General features: G+C 60.9%; 19 protein-coding genes. 8 read left to right on the top strand and 11 right to left on the bottom strand.

Going from position 1 to position 20,093, the window contains the following annotated elements:
* Positions 1-26: 26 nt before the first annotated feature.
* The 3 genes from BUS06_RS31005 to BUS06_RS30995 all read right to left on the bottom strand — a co-directional run bounded on the left by BUS06_RS31005 (position 27) and on the right by BUS06_RS30995 (position 2,049).
* Positions 27-446 (bottom strand): type II toxin-antitoxin system HicB family antitoxin, encoded by a 420-nt coding sequence (locus tag BUS06_RS31005; protein WP_074268143.1) that lies wholly within the window; start codon positions 444-446, stop codon positions 27-29.
* 127 nt (positions 447-573) lie between these two features.
* Entirely contained in the window at positions 574-753 is a 180-nt protein-coding gene (locus BUS06_RS31000) for a type II toxin-antitoxin system HicA family toxin (protein WP_074268142.1), read from the bottom strand.
* A gap of 171 nt (positions 754-924) precedes the next feature.
* Complete coding sequence (locus BUS06_RS30995; RefSeq protein WP_074268141.1) at positions 925-2,049, bottom strand: mandelate racemase/muconate lactonizing enzyme family protein; 1,125 nt, start codon at positions 2,047-2,049, stop codon at positions 925-927.
* 129 nt (positions 2,050-2,178) lie between these two features.
* Here BUS06_RS30995 and BUS06_RS30990 point away from each other — a divergent pair, with 129 nt between their 5' ends.
* The 5 genes from BUS06_RS30990 (at position 2,179) to BUS06_RS30970 (ending at position 7,107) form a co-directional block, all read left to right on the top strand.
* Positions 2,179-3,090, top strand: a complete 912-nt coding sequence (locus tag BUS06_RS30990) for a LysR family transcriptional regulator (protein ID WP_074268140.1) — start codon at positions 2,179-2,181, stop codon at positions 3,088-3,090.
* A 275-nt stretch (positions 3,091-3,365) separates the two neighbouring features.
* Positions 3,366-4,361, top strand: coding sequence for a dihydrodipicolinate synthase family protein (locus BUS06_RS30985; protein ID WP_083611690.1), 996 nt, complete (start codon positions 3,366-3,368; stop codon positions 4,359-4,361).
* Between the two features lie 119 nt (positions 4,362-4,480).
* Positions 4,481-5,788, top strand: a complete 1,308-nt coding sequence (locus BUS06_RS30980) for an MFS transporter (RefSeq protein ID WP_074268139.1) — start codon at positions 4,481-4,483, stop codon at positions 5,786-5,788.
* 201 nt (positions 5,789-5,989) lie between these two features.
* Positions 5,990-6,628, top strand: coding sequence for a LysE family translocator (locus BUS06_RS30975; protein WP_074268138.1), 639 nt, complete (start codon positions 5,990-5,992; stop codon positions 6,626-6,628).
* A gap of 89 nt (positions 6,629-6,717) precedes the next feature.
* A complete protein-coding gene (locus BUS06_RS30970; protein WP_074268137.1) occupies positions 6,718-7,107 on the top strand; it encodes a hypothetical protein in 390 nt (129 codons plus the stop codon).
* A 95-nt stretch (positions 7,108-7,202) separates the two neighbouring features.
* Here the strand turns inward: BUS06_RS30970 and BUS06_RS30965 are convergent, their stop codons facing one another.
* On the bottom strand, positions 7,203-7,928 hold the full coding sequence (locus tag BUS06_RS30965; RefSeq protein WP_074268136.1) for a hypothetical protein: 726 nt from the start codon (positions 7,926-7,928) through the stop codon (positions 7,203-7,205).
* 438 nt (positions 7,929-8,366) lie between these two features.
* Between BUS06_RS30965 and BUS06_RS30960 the strand changes: the two genes are divergently transcribed.
* Entirely contained in the window at positions 8,367-9,332 is a 966-nt protein-coding gene (locus BUS06_RS30960; protein ID WP_074268135.1) for a hypothetical protein, read from the top strand.
* 57 nt (positions 9,333-9,389) lie between these two features.
* Here the strand turns inward: BUS06_RS30960 and BUS06_RS30955 are convergent, their stop codons facing one another.
* Positions 9,390-11,099 carry a SulP family inorganic anion transporter gene (locus BUS06_RS30955; RefSeq protein ID WP_074268134.1) on the bottom strand — a complete coding sequence of 570 codons (1,710 nt, stop codon included), beginning with the start codon at positions 11,097-11,099 and terminating at the stop codon, positions 9,390-9,392.
* Positions 11,100-11,752: 653 nt separating this feature from the next.
* Between BUS06_RS30955 and BUS06_RS30950 the strand changes: the two genes are divergently transcribed.
* Positions 11,753-12,610: a PA4780 family RIO1-like protein kinase gene (locus BUS06_RS30950; RefSeq protein WP_074268133.1), complete on the top strand. Its 858-nt coding sequence runs from the start codon at positions 11,753-11,755 to the stop codon at positions 12,608-12,610.
* 6 nt (positions 12,611-12,616) lie between these two features.
* Here BUS06_RS30950 and BUS06_RS30945 read toward each other — a convergent pair whose 3' ends face one another.
* From BUS06_RS30945 to BUS06_RS30920, 6 genes are all read right to left on the bottom strand, one after another.
* The gene (locus BUS06_RS30945) at positions 12,617-13,642 is read right to left on the bottom strand and encodes a LacI family DNA-binding transcriptional regulator (RefSeq protein ID WP_074268132.1); all 1,026 of its coding nucleotides are present in this window, start codon (positions 13,640-13,642) and stop codon (positions 12,617-12,619) included.
* Between the two features lie 24 nt (positions 13,643-13,666).
* Positions 13,667-14,749, bottom strand: coding sequence for an ABC transporter ATP-binding protein (locus BUS06_RS30940; protein WP_143787688.1), 1,083 nt, complete (start codon positions 14,747-14,749; stop codon positions 13,667-13,669).
* Positions 14,750-14,765: 16 nt separating this feature from the next.
* Complete coding sequence (locus BUS06_RS30935) at positions 14,766-15,698, bottom strand: carbohydrate ABC transporter permease (protein ID WP_074268130.1); 933 nt, start codon at positions 15,696-15,698, stop codon at positions 14,766-14,768.
* Entirely contained in the window at positions 15,698-16,633 is a 936-nt protein-coding gene (locus tag BUS06_RS30930) for a carbohydrate ABC transporter permease (protein ID WP_074268129.1), read from the bottom strand. The genes BUS06_RS30935 and BUS06_RS30930 overlap by 1 nt, the downstream gene beginning before the upstream one ends.
* Positions 16,634-16,641: 8 nt before the next feature.
* Positions 16,642-17,880, bottom strand: coding sequence for an ABC transporter substrate-binding protein (locus tag BUS06_RS30925; RefSeq protein WP_074268128.1), 1,239 nt, complete (start codon positions 17,878-17,880; stop codon positions 16,642-16,644).
* An 89-nt stretch (positions 17,881-17,969) separates the two neighbouring features.
* Positions 17,970-19,361, bottom strand: coding sequence for a GH1 family beta-glucosidase (locus BUS06_RS30920; RefSeq protein ID WP_074268127.1), 1,392 nt, complete (start codon positions 19,359-19,361; stop codon positions 17,970-17,972).
* A gap of 390 nt (positions 19,362-19,751) precedes the next feature.
* Here BUS06_RS30920 and BUS06_RS30915 point away from each other — a divergent pair, with 390 nt between their 5' ends.
* Positions 19,752-20,093 (top strand): hypothetical protein, encoded by a 342-nt coding sequence (locus BUS06_RS30915; protein ID WP_074268126.1) that lies wholly within the window; start codon positions 19,752-19,754, stop codon positions 20,091-20,093.

The following is a 20,093-nucleotide window of genomic DNA, read 5'->3' as shown; positions in this document are numbered from 1 at the left end:
CGGGGACGAATCTCGTATCGCTCTCGTCAGACGATAGACACTTCCAGTCGCTTGCCCAGCTTGTTAAACGCCGCTTCAATGGCGTCGAGTTTGGACGAGTGACGCGGATCGAGTAACCGATCGACCTGCGGCATGTGTACGTCCAGACGACGTGCAAGTTCTGATTTCCTGATCCCTTGGCGCATCATCTCGTTGGCAAGCAAAACCTTGGAGACGACGAGTGCCGGCAACGTCACAACTGCTTGTCCTTTCTTCGGCTTTGAGGGAGCAGGAATTTCCCGCTTCTCATCGAAGTAAATCTCGATGGCGCTTTCCAGTGCGTCCAGCGCGTTAAGCAGCGCCTCGTCTTTATCGTCTCCGACCGATACAGCTTCGGGGATATCCGGGAAGGTCACCAGGTACGTGTTGTTCGTATCCAGCTCCAGTTTCACAGGATAAGACAGCATGGCGATTTGATTCTCCTGGTTATCACACCCATTGATAGAAGTGTGAGTCACACATCTATGCATACAACAACCTTTTGGCCCACCTCACGGAACAGTTGTGAAAAAAACCTTCGCCGGGGCCGTCACCTCACTTGATACCAAGTTGCTTCTTGATCTGCTCAACTAACCCAGTTCCTATTTCCTTCTTGCCATGGTCCGGAAAAATCGTGGTCTTGCCATTGAGCGTTACCCGGAAGTGGCTACCTTTGGCGGGTTCGAATTCGGCACCTAGTTTTTTTAGCCACCGTCTGAACTCGCTATAACTCATAAACCTCCTCTCGTTTACAAGTTACGGCAATAATACAACATTTGTGTTGTGTTACACAAGAACGGCACAACAGATCTGTTGTGCCGTTCTTTTCGTCTCTCTGGAAAGGGCAGCTAGACAGGCCGCGGGGGCCGACGCAATTGCCAGCGCAGTTCAGCCTGCACCGGGCGCCTACTTCACCACACTCCACGTCCCATACTTCGCCACCGCCTGTTCATCGAAGTCGAAGCCAAGCCCCGGCGTCTGATGCAAGATGATCCTGCCGTTCTTGTGCGCGAGTTGCCGGTCGATCAAGCGACGGAAATTGAGTACCTGATCATCCCAGAAGTACTCCACGTACCGGGCATTCGGAGTGGCCGCCACAAGCGGCGCATGCGCATCGTGGAACCAGTGCGGGCACATCACGACGCCATAGCTCGCCGCAGTCGCCGCGATGCGACGCCACTCGGTAATGCCGCCGCACACCAGCGCATCCGACTGCAGGATCGCCGCACCGCCCTTGTCGAGCAGTTCCTTGTGGTACCAGCGGCCGTAACCGATCTCGCCAGTGGCAACCGGCACACGCGTAAGCCTGGCGAGACGCGCATGATTATCGATGTCGTCCGGTGAAAACGGCTCTTCAATAAAGTACGGATCGAACTGCTCGATACGGCGCACGTGCTGCAGCGCTTGCGTGACATCGGCCCAGCCATTGTTGATGTCGATCATCAGTTCGACGTCCGGACCAACCGCCTCGCGTGCCGCCCTCACCCGCGCCTCCTCTTCACGCGGCGAGAGACGCCCGCCCTTCATCTTGACGGCCTTGAAGCCCAGTTCGACGTAGCTCGCCATCTCCTCACCGAGCATTTCCGGCGTCTTGCCCTCCAGATAATAGCCACCGCTCGCGTAGGCCGGCACGGTTTCGAGTTCGTTGGCGCCGAGGTACTTGTGCAGCGGCACGCCGTGCGTGCGCGCATTCAGATCCCACAGCGCCGTATCGAGAATACTGATGGCACGCATCACCGTCCCGGCGCGCCCCTGCAGCAGCGCTTCCTGGTACATCGCCTGCCACAGGCCCTCCACTGCATAAGAGTCCTTACCGATCAGTACCGGTGCCAGCAACTGCTCCACCGCGATACGCAGCAGCTCACCGCCCGCACTGCCCACGTAGCAAAAGCCAATGCCCTCGACGCCGTCGCTCGAACGCACCTTCACGAGGCCATAGTGGCGGGTGGACACAGTACGGGTGGCAAACGATGTGACGCGATCGAGCGGGACGCCGGCTGCGCAGACCGACACTGATTCAATTCTGGGCATTTCAACACTCCTCCATTTTTTGGGTACCGGTCCACGTGTTGCGCGGATCTGGCATGAACGCAGTGTGATAGCCGTGAGGCATCAAAAACAGTATGCTTTGGCTTCTTCAAAAGATAAAAGTTTTATTCGATGGACTCGCGCTATCTGCAAAGCTTTGTCTACGTGGTCGAGTTGGGCTCGATTGCGGAAGCCGCCCGCAGGCTCGATCTGACGCCTGCCGCGGTGGCGCAACGCGTCAAGATGCTCGAAGAAGAGCTGGGAGCCAAACTCGTGCGCCGCTCGGGACGCACGGTCGGAACGACCGAAGCCGGCGAGCGCATTCTCGAGCGGGCGCGCGCCGTCCTGCACGACATCCGCGATCTGAAGTCGGATCTGAACGACGCTTCGGAGCTGGCCGGCGAACTCCGCCTGGGCGGCACGCCCACCATGATGACGAGCCTGATCCCTGACGTGCTCGGCAAACTGCTCGCGCGGCATCCGCAGATGGATATCTATCTGGAGCCGGGCACCTCGGTCGATCTGTACCGCAAGGTCGTCAATGGCGATCTGGATGCCGCAGTGCTGGTTCAGCCGCTCTTCGATCTGCCCAAAAGCTGCGACTGGCATACGTTTCGTGAAGAACCGCTGGTGTTGCTCACGCCAGCTTCGATGCAGGTGAGCGATGTGCACGAAGCACTGCGCAGCCAGCCATTCCTGCGCTACGACCGCAACGTGGTAGGCGGTCAGCTCGCCGACGGCTACTTGCATCAGCATGGCATCAAGCCGCATCAGCGCTGCGAACTGGACGGGCTCGATGCGATTGCGGTGATGGTCGACCGGGGCCTTGGCGTGTCGCTGGTGCCGGACTGGCTGATGACCCGTTTTGGCGGCCTGGCGCTCGCCAAATGGCCGCTGCCGCATGCGTTCCCGAAACGCGTGGTGGGGCTGCTGTGGGGACGTTCGTCGGCGCGCATGCGGCTGGTACAGGCGTTCCTGCAGACGGCGATGGATCTGGGGCTCGAAGCTCCGGGCGCGCCGGCCGCGAGCCAACCCAAGGCTTAGGCCACGCCGGGGCCCGTATCCGGCCGTTTACGGCGAACACATAAGCCAGAACACGAGAAAACGCAGGCAAACACAAAAATAATTAACGTTTGAAGCAACCGCGCCACTCTTCTTCGTCGTTTGCGGGCACGCAATACTGCATTGGCACCTGAATGCCCGGCATGGGTGCCACAGCCAGCCTGTCGCGGCCCGGCCCACCACGGGCCTATCGCGCCCAGACAAACGAGGTCCGGCCAGGCGGCCCGGCCAAACGGAAACCGAAGGAGACACGTCCCATGAGCATCCCCACTGATGTCCTGCCAGCCACGCAAACGCCGCCGGCCACCCAGGGCCAGGCTTCGCATGGCGCAGGCCTGCGTGGCGTCCTGGCGCCGGTCCTGACACCGTTCAACGCGGACGGCTCAGCCTCGGTGGGACGCTTCGTCAAACACTGCCGCGCGCTGCTCAGTCAGGGCCTCGGGCTGGCCGCATTCGGCACGAACTCGGAAGCCAACTCGCTCAGCGTGCCGGAAAAGCGCCAGTTGCTCGACGCCCTGCTCGACGCCGGCTTGCCGGCAGCGCGCATGATGCCGGGCACCGGCGCGTGCGCGCTGCCCGACACCATCGAACTGACGCGCCATGCAGTGCAAAGCGGCTGCGCCGGCGTGCTGATGCTGCCGCCCTTCTATTACAAAGGCGTAAGCGACGAAGGCCTGTTTCGCAGCTTCGCTCAGGTGATCGATACGGTGGCCGATGCGCGCTTGCGGGTCTACCTGTATCACATCCCACAGGTCTCTCAGGTGGGGCTCAGCTTCGGCCTGATCGAGCGCCTGCTCAAGCGTTATCCGGGCGTAGTGGCGGGCATCAAGGACAGTTCGGGCGACTGGAACAACACCGCCGGCATGCTGAGCGAATTCCAGCCGGAAGGCTTCGACGTGTTCGCCGGCAGCGAGACCTTCCTGCTCGCCACGCTGAAAGGCGGCGGCGCGGGCTGCATCACGGCGACCGGCAACGTCAATTCCACGGCAATCGCACACCTCGCCTCCCACTGGCGCGACGCCGACGCTCCGCAGCAACAGCAACGACTCGACACCACCCGCGCCGTGTTTCAGCGCTTTCCGATGATCGCCGCCATGAAGGCCGCGATTGCGTGGCAATCGGGCGACGAAGGATGGGCCGCGATGCGGCCGCCGCTCGTCGAACTCGACGCCGGGCAGCGCCACGATCTGCAGACGGGGCTGTCGCAGATCGGCTTTGAGATCCCTGGGGCGGCCTCGCTCGCCGAGCGTTAGAAGTCGGGAGACCGCTGCGCCGGACAGCTAACGGCGCTGCGCAGATTGGCGCATCGCCACACAATAATTCGCCCGCACGCTCACTAAAACAACCCGCGTGACGGGTCAGGAGACACGCTTTGTTCACCCGTACCTCGCTTTCCCCCGCGCTCGAGGCCGACCCGGCCGATCTGCTGTTCCGGCGCGTCGCCTTCCGCTTCATGCCGCTGCTGTTTATCGGCTACGTGGTAGCTTATCTGGACCGCGTCAACGTCGGCTTTGCGAAGCTGCAGATGCTCAACAGCCTGCATCTGAGCGAGGCAGCGTATGGACTCGGCGCCGGCCTCTTCTTCATTGGCTATTTTCTGTTCGAAGTGCCAAGCAATCTGTTGCTGCACAAGCTCGGCGCGAGACGCTGGATTGCCCGCATCATGGTCACGTGGGCGCTGCTGTCGATGGCCAACGCATGGGTCAGCACACCGCTTGAATTCTACGTGGTGCGCTTCTTTCTGGGCGTGGCCGAAGCAGGCTTCTTCCCCGGCATGGTGCTCTATCTGACCTACTGGTTCCCGTCGCACCGCCGCGGCAAGATGGTTGCGCTGCTGATGGCCGGCAATCCGGTATCGGGGCTGCTAGGCGGTCCGTTGTCTGGCTATCTGATGCACGCGTTGCAAGGCACGTGGGGACTGGATGGCTGGCAATGGCTCTTCGTTGTCGAAGCGCTGCCTTCGATTGTCCTTGGCGTCGTCATCCTTCGCTACCTTGACGATCGCGTCGCGGATGCGACATGGCTCAGCACCGCCGAGAAGAGCCAGATCCAGAGCGAAATCGACGCCGACGCGGCCGTCCGCACGCATGGTTCGGTGCGCGCGGTGTTCACCTCGGCGCGCGTCTGGCTGCTCTGCCTGATCCTGTTCGGCGTCGTGATGGGCTCGTACGCACTGGGCTTCTGGCAACCCACTATCATTCGCGCCACAGGCGTCAGCGACCCGCTCACGATCGGCCTTCTGACGACGATTCCCTATTCCGTTGCCCTGATCTCGATGATCGCGGTTGGCCGCAATGCCGACCGCACCCGCGAGCGGCGCTGGCATATCGTGCTGCCTGCGCTGATCGCTGCCACCGGCTTCTGCATCTGCGCGACGAACGGCGATAGCTCCGCGCTCTCCATGCTCGGACTCACGCTCGCCGCAGCGGGCGTGGTGACCGCGCTGCCGATGTTCTGGGCGCTGCCCACCGCATTTCTGGGCGGAACCGGCGCCGCCGCGGGGATCGCCTTGATCAACTGCACCGGCAATCTCGCTGGGTTCATCAGCCCGGCCGTGATCGGCTGGCTGAAGACGCTCACCCACACGTTGTCTTCGGGACTGTTCGTCGTGGCCGGTACGCTGACACTGTCCGCAGTATTGATTCTGGCGTTTATCCCCGCGCGGCTCGTCAACCGGTAGACAGGGGACAAGCGCGGCCGGCTTGCCAGTGATGGCCCCGGACTGATTGTGCTGCTCGCGTTGGCCCCAACTGTATCTGTGAGAACAGCGGCGGCGTCGTGCAGAATAGCCAGGCATACTGACCGGCCACGTGGAGGACTAATCCGTCCAGGCTAGCCACACCGCGTCGCCGCCGCGAACCTATCCCTGGATAACCGTCCCATGACTGCCAGCGCCTTCCTGTCGGCCAATGTCCTGCTCGCCTACACCGCCTACTTTGTCGGCACCGCGAGCCCCGGCCCGAGCAACCTCGCCATCATGTCGCTCGCCATGGGTTCAGGCCGCAAGTCGGCTTTCGCCTTCGCGCTTGGCGTCATGTCGGGTTCGTTCTCGTGGGCGCTGCTAGCGTCGCTGGGCCTGTCTGCGGTCCTTGCCACCTATTCGCAACTGCTGGTAGCAATCCGCGTCGTGGGCGGTGTGTACCTGCTCTGGCTCGCGTGGAAATCGGCCCGCTCGGCCCTCACGCCGCAGGTGCCGATCACCCGCACTACGCGTGCGCCCGAATCTTCACGACGGCTCTACGTGCGCGGCCTGTTGCTGCATCTCACCAACCCCAAGGCGATTCTGGTCTGGCTGTCGATTGTCTCGCTCGCCGTTCCTGCAGCAGGCGGCGCTGGCCGCACGGCTCCCGTCGTACTCGGTTGCATGGCGATTGGCGTGTTTGTATTCAGCAGTTACGCCGTGCTGTTTTCAACTGAAACCGCACGCCGCGTGTACGGTTCGATCCGGCGCTGGCTAGACGGCTCACTCGCCGTCGTGTTTAGCGTGGCTGGTGTCAAACTTCTGACCTCGCGCAGCTAGACGAACGAAGCGCGGCCTGCGCGTGCAACGCGTGTTAGCCTTGCGCTACTGTGGCGGATGCCACATGAGCGCAGCGCTACGGACATGAGATGAGCAGTCGGCAAACACAGGACGGGCAGAACACAGCGCAGCAGCACACGCCGTTGCAGATTCGTCTTTATGTGGCAAGTGCGGTCATTCTTGTGGTGGGCCTGATCGGTGCCGCCATCATTTATGTCGCGGCCCCAGCCAGGGACAGCGCAGAACTGATCTACGGCGTCGCCAACAACCAGCAATATCTGCTCGAACTGCAGCGCATCGGCGGCACAGCCGAGGTGGCGTTGGCTGAGTTTCATCAATGGTTCGACAGCCTGTGGCATGGCAAGCCGCTTGCGTATACGGTGGCGTTTTTATGTGTTGTGCTTGCTGGCGCCTGTATTCTGGCGGCCCGTAGCCGGTTCTTCGAACCGGCATATGAAGAGACTGACGATCAGGACTAGCCCATCTGGATCGCGAGAACATGGCCGGACATGCAGGCAGGGAGCGCAACGCGGACGGCTCGTCCCTCGTGCGCCTCCGTCACCTGAGTCGATCGCTAGATCACGCGGTGGTTGCCGATCCGCTCCACCTCGCCCAGTCCGTTGATCACACACGCCTGACCGATCAGTTCCTCCCAGCTCAGTCCGGCATCTCCAAGTTGTTGCGCCGTCAAACTACCGCTGGCCACACCGATAAACACCCAGTACTGCAGCGGCCGGCTGCCAACGCCGAGCCCACCGGCATCTACGACCACGCCGAAATGCTTCTGCGCCCGATAGTGTTCGGGCCTGGCGTTCTTGTCGTCATCCGACTTCCATTCCTCGATAAAGCTGTCGTAGCGATTCGCGCGCAACGCCACGAAATCATAGGTCCACGCGTCGTTGAACACCGATTCGAGGAATGCCCGCCGCGCGCCCTCTGCACCCATCGCTTTGCACATCACGCCTAGCAACCCGCTATTGAGGTTCGATGTCGCATCGTTGAAGTGGGGCGGCAGGCCGACGACGGTCCAGCTTGCGACAGCGTCTGCATACCCGGTGACCGGTTGATCGAACTCCATGCGAATGCCGCGTGCGTCCCAATCCAGGAACTCCCGCATCAGGCATTCGACGTCATCCGCAAACACCCATTCATCGAGCTCGGCCCGGGCCCCGCCTGGATCGTCGCCTCCGCAACTGATGGCAAAGCGCGGTCGGCCGATCGCGTTGACGTATTCTTCGAATTGGGCACCACTTGTAATGACGGATCTAAAGACCGTGGTAGCGTGCGATGCGACTTTCATTGAAGATCTCCCGGGGGAACGTTCCTGGTGACAGACAGCACCGGAAAGAAAGTCCACGATACTCAATTTTTTATGCGCAGGGAAGCGATTAAATATAAATAAGTTTTACTAACCATTTTTTCCGGTTTCGACAACCGAATTAATTTAATCAATATTTTCATTCGACGAAACGCCACGCCACGCAAGCCTCTCCGCCAAATGAATATGAAAGAAAGTCGTAAACGTAAACAAGACTTTTAAAATCTTCGTCCGAATAAATTTATCTTTTATCGACTCTTTTTCCAGCCAGCCGTGAAAATTTGAACTAGACTTGTCACACAGTCCGTTAGCATTCCTTGATGGTTCCCCGCACGTTACGACCATCTCTCGGTCGTGGCCGATGAAACGCCCGCACGTTGCGGGCGTCTTTTTTAAAGGAATGCGACTTAACTCAAGACCATGTCGACGATCACCCCTTTCGTCTGGGTCGAAGGCAGCATCGGCCAGCCGCGTCTGGGTGCAGCGGGTCATCTGCCGCTGCCCTTCGGCGGCGAATGGACTTTGCTTGTTCCGGAAGGCGGCTTGCGTGCCGGTCTGAGGGCATTGCTGCGAACCTTCTGTCTACGCGAAGAGACCATCTGGTCAATGTGTCACTGGGCATCGACGCGGCCTGGGCAGCCGTCTGCCGCCCCGGCCGCGTCAGGGCAGCTCTGCGTGACGGCGCTTGATGAGCGTGTGCCAGCGGCCTCGTCTGCGGTACGCGTGGCGCCGGACCTGCCCGCGGTGCAGCAGTCGTTTGCAAACCGTTCCGCCACACGCGCAGCCAGCTTGTGCGCGATCGGCGGTGTAGCGATTCTGGCGTGCATCGGTATCGCGTATCTGTCGCATCAACATGCGAAACGGGACACTGCAGCGATGCCGCAACCCGGGCTCGCGAAAGGCAGTCGCATATCCGCACCCCTGCAAGTACCACGACATGGCGACACCAGCCAGGCCATCGCACAAAAACTCGTACCAACGGCTTCGCAACCGCGCCCGGAAGAAACAGACCACACACGTCACGGCTTGCGCGAAACGAAACACGCACGACGGCATATCGCTCATACATCCGCTACGCGGGCAGTGAAAAACAGGCAACATGCTGGTCACGCAGTATCGTCGGGCACGTCACACCGACTCGCCCATGCAAGCCACACGCACCGGTCGTTGGCGCGGGCATCGGCAGCCGGCAACTACTCGCCATTCGCGCCCGCAAGACTGGGCCACGATGAATATGCCACCATCACGATGCCAACGGATGCGCGTGCGAGCCATGAAACACTCGCACCGCCGCCAGCGCGTCGCGACAACGTGAGCGACACGGAATGGATGAACCACATTTCGCAGCGGCGCGTCACCGAAGTACCCGACGAATTCTCGAAGTAGCGCTCGCACATCGAGAACCGACGTCAAACACACGCTGCGGCCAAACCCGAACCAGCGCTATATCACTCCCGGCGTCGACACCTGTGGCGTCACGCCCACCGCAGCCAGTGCCTCATGCATCGTGCTGAAGACGCACGATGCCTTGACCGCTTCCGTAATGCCATGCCGGTCCATGTCCGAGCGCAGATAGCGGTTCACGCGCGCGAACACCACCTCGACATTCTGCTGCTTCAGGAGGTCAAGCAGATCGTTCAATGAGCGTGCTGCCGAATAATCGAGGTCTGTGATCGCACTCGCGTCCACGACGAACCAGCGCACCTTGCTCGGTGCCTGGCCGATCAGCGCGCGCACATCTTCGACGAAGAAATGGTCGTTGGCATAGAACAGGTCCGCACCGAAGCGATAGACGATCAACCCCGGTGCGGTCTGCGTGCCTGGCCTCGCCGGCACCGGTTGCCAGCGTCCACCGGCACCGGGTGCCAGCATCATCGTATGCGGCCTGTAGCTGTGCCGCACGTGTCGCAGCAACGAAAGCACGACCGCCAACAGAATCCCATGCTCGACACCGAGCACCACCACAGCAAGCGCCGTGATCACGGCCAGCGTGAACTCCCCTGGCGTTTCGCGGCGGATCGCCCTCAGGCTTTGCACATTGATGAGCCCGATCGCAATCGTGAACACGATGCTGGCGAGGATGCAGTGCGGCAGATATTGCAGATACCGGCTGAAAAACAGCAGCACCACGACGACCACGCCCGCAAACGCCAGTTGTCCGAACTGACTGCGCGTGCCGGCACGCTCGGCCATGGCGGTCTGGGTCGGGCTGCCGTTCACCACGAATGCGCCGGAAAAAGCAGCCACGGTATTGGCCACCGCCAGCCCGAGAATGTCGGCATTCAGATCGACTTCCTCATGATAGCGCTGCGCAAACACGCGCCCGGCGGCCGCGCTCTGGGCGACGATCATCACGAAGCAGGAGGCCGCCACCGGCAGCAGTTCGACCATCTGGTGCCAGCTCGCAACCGGCAGCCGGAACGGCGGAAGACCACCAGCGACTGGGCCGAGAATCGAAATCCCGTGTCCGGCGAAGTCGTAGAGGTCGCTGGCGGCGATGCCACCCACCACCGCCAGCAAAGGCACCGGCAAACGCGGCGAGAAGCGCTTTGCCAACAGAATGCAGACGACCACGCCTGCTGAAACCGCGAGGGTCGGAAAGCTGACCTGCCCCAGATGACTCGCGATCTGCGCTAACTGGGCCGTGCTGTGCGACGACGTGAAGGCGATGCCGAGCATATCGCCCAGCATCGCGATGCCCACCTGCACGCCTACGCCCGCGAGAAAGCCGACCAGTACGGTACGCGACAGAAAGTCGGCGAGAAAGCCGAGTTTAAAGATCCGGGCCACCAGCAACAGCACGGCAGTCAGCAACGCAACCATGCCGGCCAGTGCAACGTATTGGGCGCTCGCGAGCGGCGCCATGGTGGAGAGCTGACTGGAGAAAATGGTCGCAGTCGCCGAGTCTGCAGCAACCACAAGGTGCCGTGACGCGCCGAAGAACGCGAATGCCACCAGCGGCAGGAACACGGTATAGAGGCCAGTCACAGCCGGCATGCCGGCGATGCGCGCGTACCCGAGTACCTGGGGAATATCCATCGACGCCAGCGTGATGCCGGCAAAAGCGTCGCGCAACGCAGACGCACGATCAAGAGGGAGGATGCCTTTTAGCAGGCCAAAGCGCCTGGCCAGTTTTTCTGGGGTCTCTTGCATGCAGGAATGGGGTCTTAATCAGGTGGCAATCCCGCATCGTGCCGCGAGTGGGCACTTCAACGCAAGACTCGATTGCCAATCCATCAAGACAGCGGCCAGTCCCGGCTAGCGCCTGAGCTGCCCGGTACGCGGGTCGACGATCCTGGCAAAGCCGAACAGTGCCGCGATCAGGAGCGGACATGCAATGAGGAAAGTGACCAGCATCTTTCACCCCGTAACAAATAATTTTCCGCGAGTGTAAAGGATCGACCGTGCTTTTAAATCAGGTAAACCCCGCAAAACAAGGGGTCCAGGCAACATTCGGCCCACATTTGGCACACGCCCTCTACCTGACGCGGCCGAAAGCTCTCTTTACCGCCACCAACAGGACGCCTACGAATCTTACGGTGCCGAAAGCCATGACTTGGCACTCGAATAGCAGCCAGACAGACCCACCAGGCAATGCGCAAGATGTCTCGGACGAACAGCCACGCAACCCCAGTCAAACGTCGTTATGCCCCATGAATTCTGCCGATTGCCCGGTACACCTTATAATCGGGCATGACTTTATCTCCGCTCCAAGCCCCCTTTTCACAGGCGGCCATGCTTACCCGCCCCGCCGTCCTCCGTCGCGCCGCCGTTGCCGTCCCGTGCACAGTGCAGGCGGTGGCCGCATGAAAACACCCAAACGCCTGCTCCCGCTCGTTGAAGAAGGCCTGATCGACGAAGTCATCAGCCAGTTGATGAGCGGCAAGGAAGCCACCGTCTACGTCGTACGCAGTGGCGATTCGACCCGTTGCGCGAAGGTCTACAAGGACGCAAAACAGCGCAGTTTCCGCCAGGCCGCCTCGTATCGCGAGGGCCGCAAGGTCAAGAACAGCCGTGAAGCGCGCGCCATTGAAAAAGGCAGCCGTTACGGCCGCGAAGTGCAGGAACAGCACTGGCAGAACGCCGAGGTCGACGCGCTGTTCCGTTTAGCCAACGCCGGCGTGCGCGTGCCGCAGCCGTATATCTGCACAGACGGCGTCCTGTTGATGGAACTGGTGACCGACGAAGACGGCAACGTCGCGCCGCGTCTGAACGATGTGGAGATGAGCGAAACGCGTGCGGTCGAACTGCACACGCGGCTGCTCAACGAAGTGGTGCGTATGCTATGCGCCGGTGTGATTCACGGCGACCTGTCCGAGTACAACATCCTGCTCGCCGCGGACGGCCCGGTGATCATCGACCTGCCGCAGGCCGTCGACGCCGCCGGCAATCTCGAAGCGCCCGCCATGCTCGAGCGCGACGTGGACAACCTCGCGACATACTTTGGCCGCTTCGCGCCTCATCTGCTAACGGCGAAGTACGGCAAGGAGATCTGGGCGCTATTCGAAGGCGGCGGCCTGCACCCTGAGGTGCAATTGACCGGGCGTGTCGAACTCGACACCACGCCGGTCGACCTCGACGCGGTGCTGCAGGAACTCGAAGACACGCGTCTCGAGGAAGAAGCTCGCGTGCGCCATGAGCAATCGCTGCGCGAGGGCAGCTAAGCGCACCTACCGGGCCACCACGCGCTGCCGTGGCGCGCCCACCGAGGCGCGCATCGTCACCGTCACGGGAAACTCGCGGAAGATTTCCCACGAGGTTCCATAGCATTGATTCACCAGCCAGCGTACCGCGTTCTGCGTCAGGTCCGCAGTCGGAATATGCACTGACGTCAGCGCGGGCGCTGCATACGCTGCCGAGTAGTCGTCGTCGTAGCCGATCACGGAGACGTCGTTCGGCACCGAAACACCTGCCTGCTGAAAGCGCGCCAATACGCTGATTGCCATGGTGTCGTTGGCGCAGAACACCGCGGTAAAGGACCGCTTCGAGTCGAGCAGCGTTTGCGCGGCTGCATAGCCGCCCTCCGGCGAGAAGTCCGATTCGATCAAGGTCACGTCCGCCCGTTCGATGCCGTGGCGCGCCAGTTCCGCAAAGAAACCGTCCACACGCGCCTGATTGTCCGAAGCACTAAAGGGCCCCGAGATCACCGCAAGCTCGCGATGCCCATGCTCGAGCAAGGTGCGTGCGGCCAGTTCGCCGCCGCGCCTATGATCCGCGCAGAACGACGCCTCCGGCAGCTGACCGAAAGAGCGATTGAGAAACACCATCTTCGGGTGCATGCGATGCAGACGGTTGAGGTCGTCGTCATGCAGGTCATGGCTGATCACGATCACGCCATCGCAGTCGCGGCCAATCAGAAACTCCACTGCTTCGAGCGCCTGCTCGCGCGGCGACGACTCGCCGCAACCGGTCGCTACGACGACGTGCCGGTGCACCGCGCGCAACTCGGTATCGGTCTGTTTGAGGATCGTGCCGTAGTACGAACCGAAGAAAGTCGGCACGAACAGGCCGATCATGCCGAGCGACTGCGTCGCCATGGCGCGGCCGATCGAGGATGGCCGGAAATTCAGCGCCTCGATGGCGGCCCTGACGCGGCGCTCGGCGTCGGCCGAGACCGGTCCTTTGCCGGAAATCACCCGCGATGCCGTCGACATGCCGACTCCGGCTAACTCCGCCACGTCTTTCAGGGTTGCCACACGCGCTCCATCAAACCGTGCCGTTCACAGACGGGCGCCACCAGCCTCGTCGAACAGCGAAATATGTGCGCTGTCGAGCGAAAAGGCGCGCGCCTCCCCTACCTCGATGGGCGCTTTGTCCTGATCGATCGACGCGATCTGGACGCCATGATAATCGAGCCAAATAACCCGGTGGTTGCCCATCGGTTCGATCAGCGAAACGGTGCCGCGATCTGTAAAGTCGCCGCCGACGCGCACATCCTCGGGGCGCACGCCCAGCACGCAGGGCCGCGTCGTATCGGGGAGCGCCTTGAACGGATAGCGCGACACGTCGAGGTCGAGATGGTCTGTGCGAAAGCGCATGCCCTCCTCGCGCCGCTCCAGCCGTCCTTGCAGCATATTCATCGCGGGTGCGCCGAGAAAGCCCGCCACGAACAGATTATCCGGCCGCGCATAGACTTCGGCAGGCGTGCCGATCTGCTGGATCACGCCGCCCCGCATCACCGCCATGCGGGTAGCGAGCGTCATCGCTTCCACCTGGTCGTGCGTGACGTAGATCATCGTCGCGCCGAGCCGTTGATGCAGCTGTTTCAATTCGCGGCGCAACTCGGTGCGCAGCTTGGCGTCGAGATTCGAGAGCGGCTCGTCGAACAGGAACACATCCGCTTCGCGTACGATTGCGCGGCCAATCGCCACGCGTTGACGCTGGCCGCCGGACAGTTGTGCCGGCTTGCGTTTGAGCAGCGGCCCGAGTTGCAACATCTCGGAAGCACGCGTCACGCGCCGTTCGATCTCCGCCTTCGGCGTGCCGTTGATACGCAGCGCAAACGACAGATTGCGTTCGACGCTCATGGTCGGATACAGCGCATACGACTGGAACACCAGCGAGATGCGGCGATCTTTTGGATCGGCCCAGGTCATATCCTCGCCGCCTATTTCGATGCTGCCGTCGGTGACATCGATCAGGCCTGCAATGCTATGCAGCAAGGTGGACTTGCCGCAGCCCGACGGCCCGAGCAGCACGACGAATTCGCCGGCATTCACATCGAGATCGAGCGACTCGATGACCGTGTTCGCGCCCAGCTCGATGCGCAGATTGCGAACCGATACATTCGATACGTTGGTCATGCCCCTATCCCTTGGCCTACCCTTTGACTGCGCCCGAAGCGATGCCGCGCACAAACCAGCGGCCCGAAATGAAGTAGATCGCGAGCGGCACCATCGAAGTGAGGATGGTCGCCGCCATGTTGACGTTGTAGAGACGCTCGCCCGTAGTGGTATTGATGATGTTGTTCAGCTGCACTGTCATCGGCAGGTTCCTGGTTCCCGCGAACACCAGCCCGAGAATGAAGTCGTTCCAGATGCCGGTGACCTGCATGATCACCGCAACCACGATGATCGGCGTGGACATCGGCAACATCAACTGCAGGAAGATGCGCCAGAAACCGCCGCCGTCGACACGGGCCGCCTTGAACAGTTCAAGCGGGATCGATGCGTAGTAGTTGCGAAACAGCAGCGTCATGATCGGCATACCGAAGATTGTATGGATCACCACGATGCCTGGCAGCGAACTGAACAGGTGCACGCTCGCCAGCACGCGCACAAGCGGATAGACCATCACCTGCACGGGGATAAAGGCACCCATCAGCAGAACGGCGAACAGGATCCCTGCGCCGCGTGGCCGCCAGAACGACAGCGCATAGCCATTCACCGCGCCGATCGCGATAGAGAGAATGGTGCTGGGCACCACAATGCGCACGGAGTTCCAGAAACCGACCTGAATCCCGTTACAGTCGAGGCCCGTGCAGGCCGATGCCCACGCATCACGCCACGGCGCGAGCGTGAAATGCAGCGGCAGCGCCAGAATGTTGCCTACGCGGATCTCGCTCATCGGCTTGACCGAGGTGACGAGCATCACATATAGCGGCAACAGGAAGAACAAGGCCGCGGTAATCAGGAATGCGTAAATGCCGAAACGCGCGGGCGTGAAGCGCGAGTGACGTTTCGGCCGAGGTTTGGGCGTAGTTGCGATTGCGGGTTTGCCAACTGAAGATACACCGGAAGGGAGCGTATTCATCAGACGTCCTTTCGGAAGGCGGCGCGACTGCGCACATAGAAGAACGGCGCGAGAATTGCCAGCACGGTGGTCAACAATACGACCGACGCCGCGGAGGCAAGTCCGATATTGGCGCGGCCAAACAGGTAATCCATGATGAACTTGGCCGGCACTTCGCTCGCCGTGCCAGGGCCGCCCAGGGTCATCGCTACCACTGCGTCGTATAGCTTCACCACCATCACGAACAGCAGCACGAATGCGGTGGACATCGAGGTCTTGAGCATCGGCACCACGATACTCGCATAGACCCGCCAGCGTGGAATGCCGTCGATGCGTGCCGCCTTCCAGATCTCGTCGTCGATGCCGCGCAGGCCGGCCAGCAACAACGCCATTACGAGCCCGGAGGCCTGCCAGACCGTGGCGATCACGAGCGTATAGATCACCCAGTCCTGATCGACGATCCAGTCGAAGCGTGCGTGCGCAAAGCCGATGCGATGCAATACCTCCTGTATGCCCAGTTGGGGATTGAGAATCCACTGCCAGACGAGACCGGTGGCGACAAACGACATCGCATACGGATACAGAAATACCGTACGCAATGCGCCCTCTGCCACCACTCTCTGATCGATAAAGATCGCCAGCAGCAAACCGATCACCATGCACGCGATGATAAACAACACGCCATAGATCACGATGTGCTGCAGCGACACCATCCAGCGATCGTTCTGAAACAGCCGCACGTATTGCGACACCCCGGCGAAGCGATCGGAAGGAAACGTGCGCGACAAGGTAAACGATACCTTAGCCGTCCATAGCATCGTGCCAAGGTAGGCAAAAACGACCGTCACCACCATCGGCAACAGCGCAATCCAGGCGGCGAGCGGCCAGCGCCGCCCAAGCGGCTTCGACCGCCTCGCCGGTCGTCGAGATGCCGAGGCCAGGCCGAGTGCGCGCATCGCGGTGCTCAGCTCTTCAGCGCGCTGGCAAACGCCTTTTGCGCATCTTCAGCCGACTCGTTCTTGTTCCAGAAGTTGGTGATGACGTCGGTCAGCGCACCCTGCACGTCCGGCGAAATCAGCATTTCCGGATTCGGCAACTGGCGCGACTTGTCCTTCATGATCGCAATGCCCTCTTTCGCGCAGATATCGAGGCTCGAGGTATCCACGTCCGGACGGATCGGGATCGAGCCTTTCTTCGCGCTAAAGGCCACCTGCGCCTCAGGAGAAGTCATGACAGTCGCGAGCAGGTTCTGCGCCTTGATCGCGTTGGCGTTGTCTGTCTTCGGGAATACGAAGACGTCGCCCGCCACCATATACGGCGAATGCGGACCAAAACCCGGGAAGCAGCCGAAATCCTTGCCCGCCACCTGGTTGGCCGCAGAGAACTCGCCCTTTGCCCAGTCGCCCATGATCTGCATGCCCGCCTTGCCGGAAATCACCAACGCCGTCGCGTCATTCCAGTTGCGGCCGGGCGAACCCGGATCCACGTAGTTGTGCAGGCGCTTGAAGGTGGTCAGCACATTCTTGAACGCAGCCGAATTCACCGCATTCTGGTCGCGGTCGCGATAGACCTTCATATAGAGGTCCGTGCCGCCGACATCGGCAAACACCGCATCGAAGGTGATTTTTTCCTGCCATGCCTGGCCGCCCAGCGCGAGCGGAATGTAGCCGGCGGCTTTCAGCTTGTCGAGATCGGTGAACAGTTCATCGAAGGTCTGCGGCTCCGCTGCAATGCCCGCCTTCTTGAACGCAGGCTTCGAATAGAAGAACCAGTCCTGCATATGAATGTCGACGGGCGCGGCATAGAAGTGCCCGTTGACCTTGATAGACTCGAGAATCGACTGCGGGAAAATGGCGTTCCAGTTTTCCTTGGCGGCTACCGTGTCGACATTGTTGAGCATGCCCTGATCGATCAGGTCATGAAACTGCTTGGACGTATTGAACTGCGCTGCTGTGGGTGGATCGCCGCCTACGATCCGGTTGATGGCCGTGGAGCGTGCCTGATCGGCACCGGCCACCGCGTTATCGACCCACAGGCCACCGGCCTTGTTGTACGCATCCGCGAACTGCTTGATCGCGGCAGATTCGCCGCCCGAGGTCCACCAGTGGATCACGTTGGCCTTCAACGGATCGGCATGGGCAACCACGCCATTGAGAGCGAGGGCCAAGGCAATGCCGCTCAAGAGTTTCCTTCTGCAGTTCATTCCGTCTCCTTGAGGCTTTGCGCCTTTTTGTTTCCGGTCGACATACAAACCAGCTCAGCTTGTTCAGTTACGTGCCTCAGTTGAGTGACTCAGTTGCGTGCCTTACGTTCTGCCAGGAACTTTGCGATCAGCTCGGCACTGTGTTTGATGGTGCGCTTTTGCGTATCGTAGTCGACGTGCACCACGCCAAAGCGCCGTTCATAACCGAAGGCCCATTCGAAATTGTCCATCAGCGACCAGACGAAATAACCCCGAATATCGACACCAGCCTTGACCGCGCTGTCCACCGCTGCAAGGTGGCGCTTGAGGAACGAGATCCGTTGCAGATCGTCGACGCGGCCCTCGATCACCTGGTCATCTGAAGCCATACCGTTCTCAGTGATATAGATCGGCGGCAGGTTCGCGTAGTTCTTGTTAAAACCGATCAGGAGATCGCGCAGCCCATCAGGGTGCACCTCCCAGCCCATCTGCGTGCGCTCGACACCTTCCAGCGGGACCTCGGTAAAGCCATGCGCGCCGTCGCTCTTCACGTTGGTGCGGAAGTAGTAGTTGATACCCAGGAAGTCGAGCGGTGCGGAAATAGTCTTCAGATCGCCGTCGAGCACCAGCGGCTCGGTACCCGGCCAGAGTTCGAACAGATCGTCCGGATACGCGCCCTTCAATAGCGGGTCGAGAATCCACGCATTGTGCTGAACTTCGAACAGATGCGCGGCGCGGCGATCAGCGCCACTTTCCGAATTTGCGGTGCCTCTGCCCACGTTGGCGACGATCCCTTTCAGCGACGCCGGATCATTGGCGCGCAACACCGGAATCGCCAAGCCGTGTGCAAGCAGCAGATGATGCATGGCCTGGGTGGCAAAGCGCGCATTCGACAGACCCGGCGCATGATGACCGTTACCGTAGCCGAGATATGCCGAGCACCACGGCTCGTTGAGGGTCATCCATGCATCGACCTGGCCCGCGAGTTCGCGGCTCATCAGGTCTGCGTAGTCGGCGAAGCGGTAAGCGGTGTCGCGGTTGAGCCAGCCACCGCGATCTTCCAGATGCTGCGGCAAGTCCCAGTGGTACAGCGTGACAAAGGTCTTGAGGCCCTTCTCCTTGAGACGGCCGAGCAGGCGCTTGTAGAAGTCGAGGCCCTTCTGGTTCGGTTTGCCGTGTTCGTCCATGATGCGCGGCCATGCAATCGAGAGACGATAGGCCTCGAAATTGAGCGAGCTCAGAAGGTCGAAATCGGCTTCCCAGCGATGATAGTGATCGCAGGCCACCTCGCCTGTATCGCCGGCCAGCACTTTGCCTGGAGTGGCTGAGAAGGTGTCCCAGATCGACGGCAGACGCCCGTCTTCATGAACGGCTCCCTCGATCTGATACGACGCGGTAGCCGCGCCGAGCAGGAACTGCTTGCGCCAGAGCACCGAATCGGCCGATGGCGAGAACGGATCACCGTTCAGGTCCTGGGACAGCGCGGATACGTCGTTTGCCACAGATTCTCCTTTATCGACCAGAGCCTGCGCTCGAGCGCGCTACTCTAATCCCATGCAATTCGTTACGCAGAACCGCTGAAACCGGTTGGGTGGAAGCTGGGTGGAAGCGCTTCCACAAGACCTGCGAACGATAGCAGCGGCCAATTCCATGCAGCAATCAGGGTTTGTCTGGATGGGGGTGTTCTGCAATGATGTGGCTAATGGCTGGCATGGCGGAATTGCGCTCGCGGAACTCAACGCTTCGCAGAAACTCAGCACTGAAAGCACGATCCCAACGCGCCAGCCACCACCGCATTTTTCCATCAAGCGATCGGATTTTTGCGCGATGTTTACACCGCGGGGTCTACTCTAGTCACTGTGTTGAACAACCACAGCAGCGAATCTGATCTCATGGCACTTCCGCAAACACTCCAGGTCTACGACGCCGGAACTCACCGCGCGCAACCCGCCTCACACCACAACGTCATCCCCTTTCCTTCGCCACGCGTACTGTTGCCGGTGACGCTGCTCGGCGACTCCGAGCGCGACGCCCGCGCACAACTCAAGTCGCTATTGCACTCGCCGCTAGGCGTGTATGTGGTCAGCACCGAGGTCGTGCACGACCATGTTCACCTCGACCTCGATATTGCTCCAGACGACCTCGACTTCACGATGCACGCATTGATTACCTCGCTGCCCTACGCGATGATCGGACCGCTCAGGCGCCGCAACGCCAGCAAGGAGGCGCGCTAA

The sequence above is a fragment of the Paraburkholderia phenazinium genome (assembly GCF_900141745.1).
Classification (GTDB): Bacteria; Pseudomonadota; Gammaproteobacteria; order Burkholderiales; family Burkholderiaceae; genus Paraburkholderia; species Paraburkholderia phenazinium_B.
Note: the sequence above shows the minus strand (reverse complement) of the source record. Positions and strands in the feature narration are given on the sequence as shown.

What these genes read in the sequence shown, in the direction of transcription:
- BUS06_RS30965 (WP_074268136.1), bottom strand. Translation starts at nt 7,928, where the DNA reads ATGAAAGTCGCATCGCACGCTACCACGGTCTTTAGATCCGTCATTACA.
- BUS06_RS30950 (WP_074268133.1), top strand. Translation starts at nt 11,753, where the DNA reads ATGAAAACACCCAAACGCCTGCTCCCGCTCGTTGAAGAAGGCCTGATC.
- BUS06_RS30935 (WP_074268130.1), bottom strand. Translation starts at nt 15,698, where the DNA reads ATGAATACGCTCCCTTCCGGTGTATCTTCAGTTGGCAAACCCGCAATC.
- BUS06_RS30970 (WP_074268137.1), top strand. Translation starts at nt 6,718, where the DNA reads ATGAGCAGTCGGCAAACACAGGACGGGCAGAACACAGCGCAGCAGCAC.
- BUS06_RS31000 (WP_074268142.1), bottom strand. Translation starts at nt 753, where the DNA reads ATGAGTTATAGCGAGTTCAGACGGTGGCTAAAAAAACTAGGTGCCGAA.
- BUS06_RS30960 (WP_074268135.1), top strand. Translation starts at nt 8,367, where the DNA reads ATGTCGACGATCACCCCTTTCGTCTGGGTCGAAGGCAGCATCGGCCAG.
- BUS06_RS31005 (WP_074268143.1), bottom strand. Translation starts at nt 446, where the DNA reads ATGCTGTCTTATCCTGTGAAACTGGAGCTGGATACGAACAACACGTAC.
- BUS06_RS30995 (WP_074268141.1), bottom strand. Translation starts at nt 2,049, where the DNA reads ATGCCCAGAATTGAATCAGTGTCGGTCTGCGCAGCCGGCGTCCCGCTC.
- BUS06_RS30955 (WP_074268134.1), bottom strand. Translation starts at nt 11,099, where the DNA reads ATGCAAGAGACCCCAGAAAAACTGGCCAGGCGCTTTGGCCTGCTAAAA.
- BUS06_RS30915 (WP_074268126.1), top strand. Translation starts at nt 19,752, where the DNA reads ATGGCACTTCCGCAAACACTCCAGGTCTACGACGCCGGAACTCACCGC.
- BUS06_RS30940 (WP_143787688.1), bottom strand. Translation starts at nt 14,749, where the DNA reads ATGACCAACGTATCGAATGTATCGGTTCGCAATCTGCGCATCGAGCTG.
- BUS06_RS30930 (WP_074268129.1), bottom strand. Translation starts at nt 16,633, where the DNA reads ATGCGCGCACTCGGCCTGGCCTCGGCATCTCGACGACCGGCGAGGCGG.
- BUS06_RS30925 (WP_074268128.1), bottom strand. Translation starts at nt 17,880, where the DNA reads ATGAACTGCAGAAGGAAACTCTTGAGCGGCATTGCCTTGGCCCTCGCT.
- BUS06_RS30975 (WP_074268138.1), top strand. Translation starts at nt 5,990, where the DNA reads ATGACTGCCAGCGCCTTCCTGTCGGCCAATGTCCTGCTCGCCTACACC.
- BUS06_RS30985 (WP_083611690.1), top strand. Translation starts at nt 3,366, where the DNA reads ATGAGCATCCCCACTGATGTCCTGCCAGCCACGCAAACGCCGCCGGCC.
- BUS06_RS30990 (WP_074268140.1), top strand. Translation starts at nt 2,179, where the DNA reads ATGGACTCGCGCTATCTGCAAAGCTTTGTCTACGTGGTCGAGTTGGGC.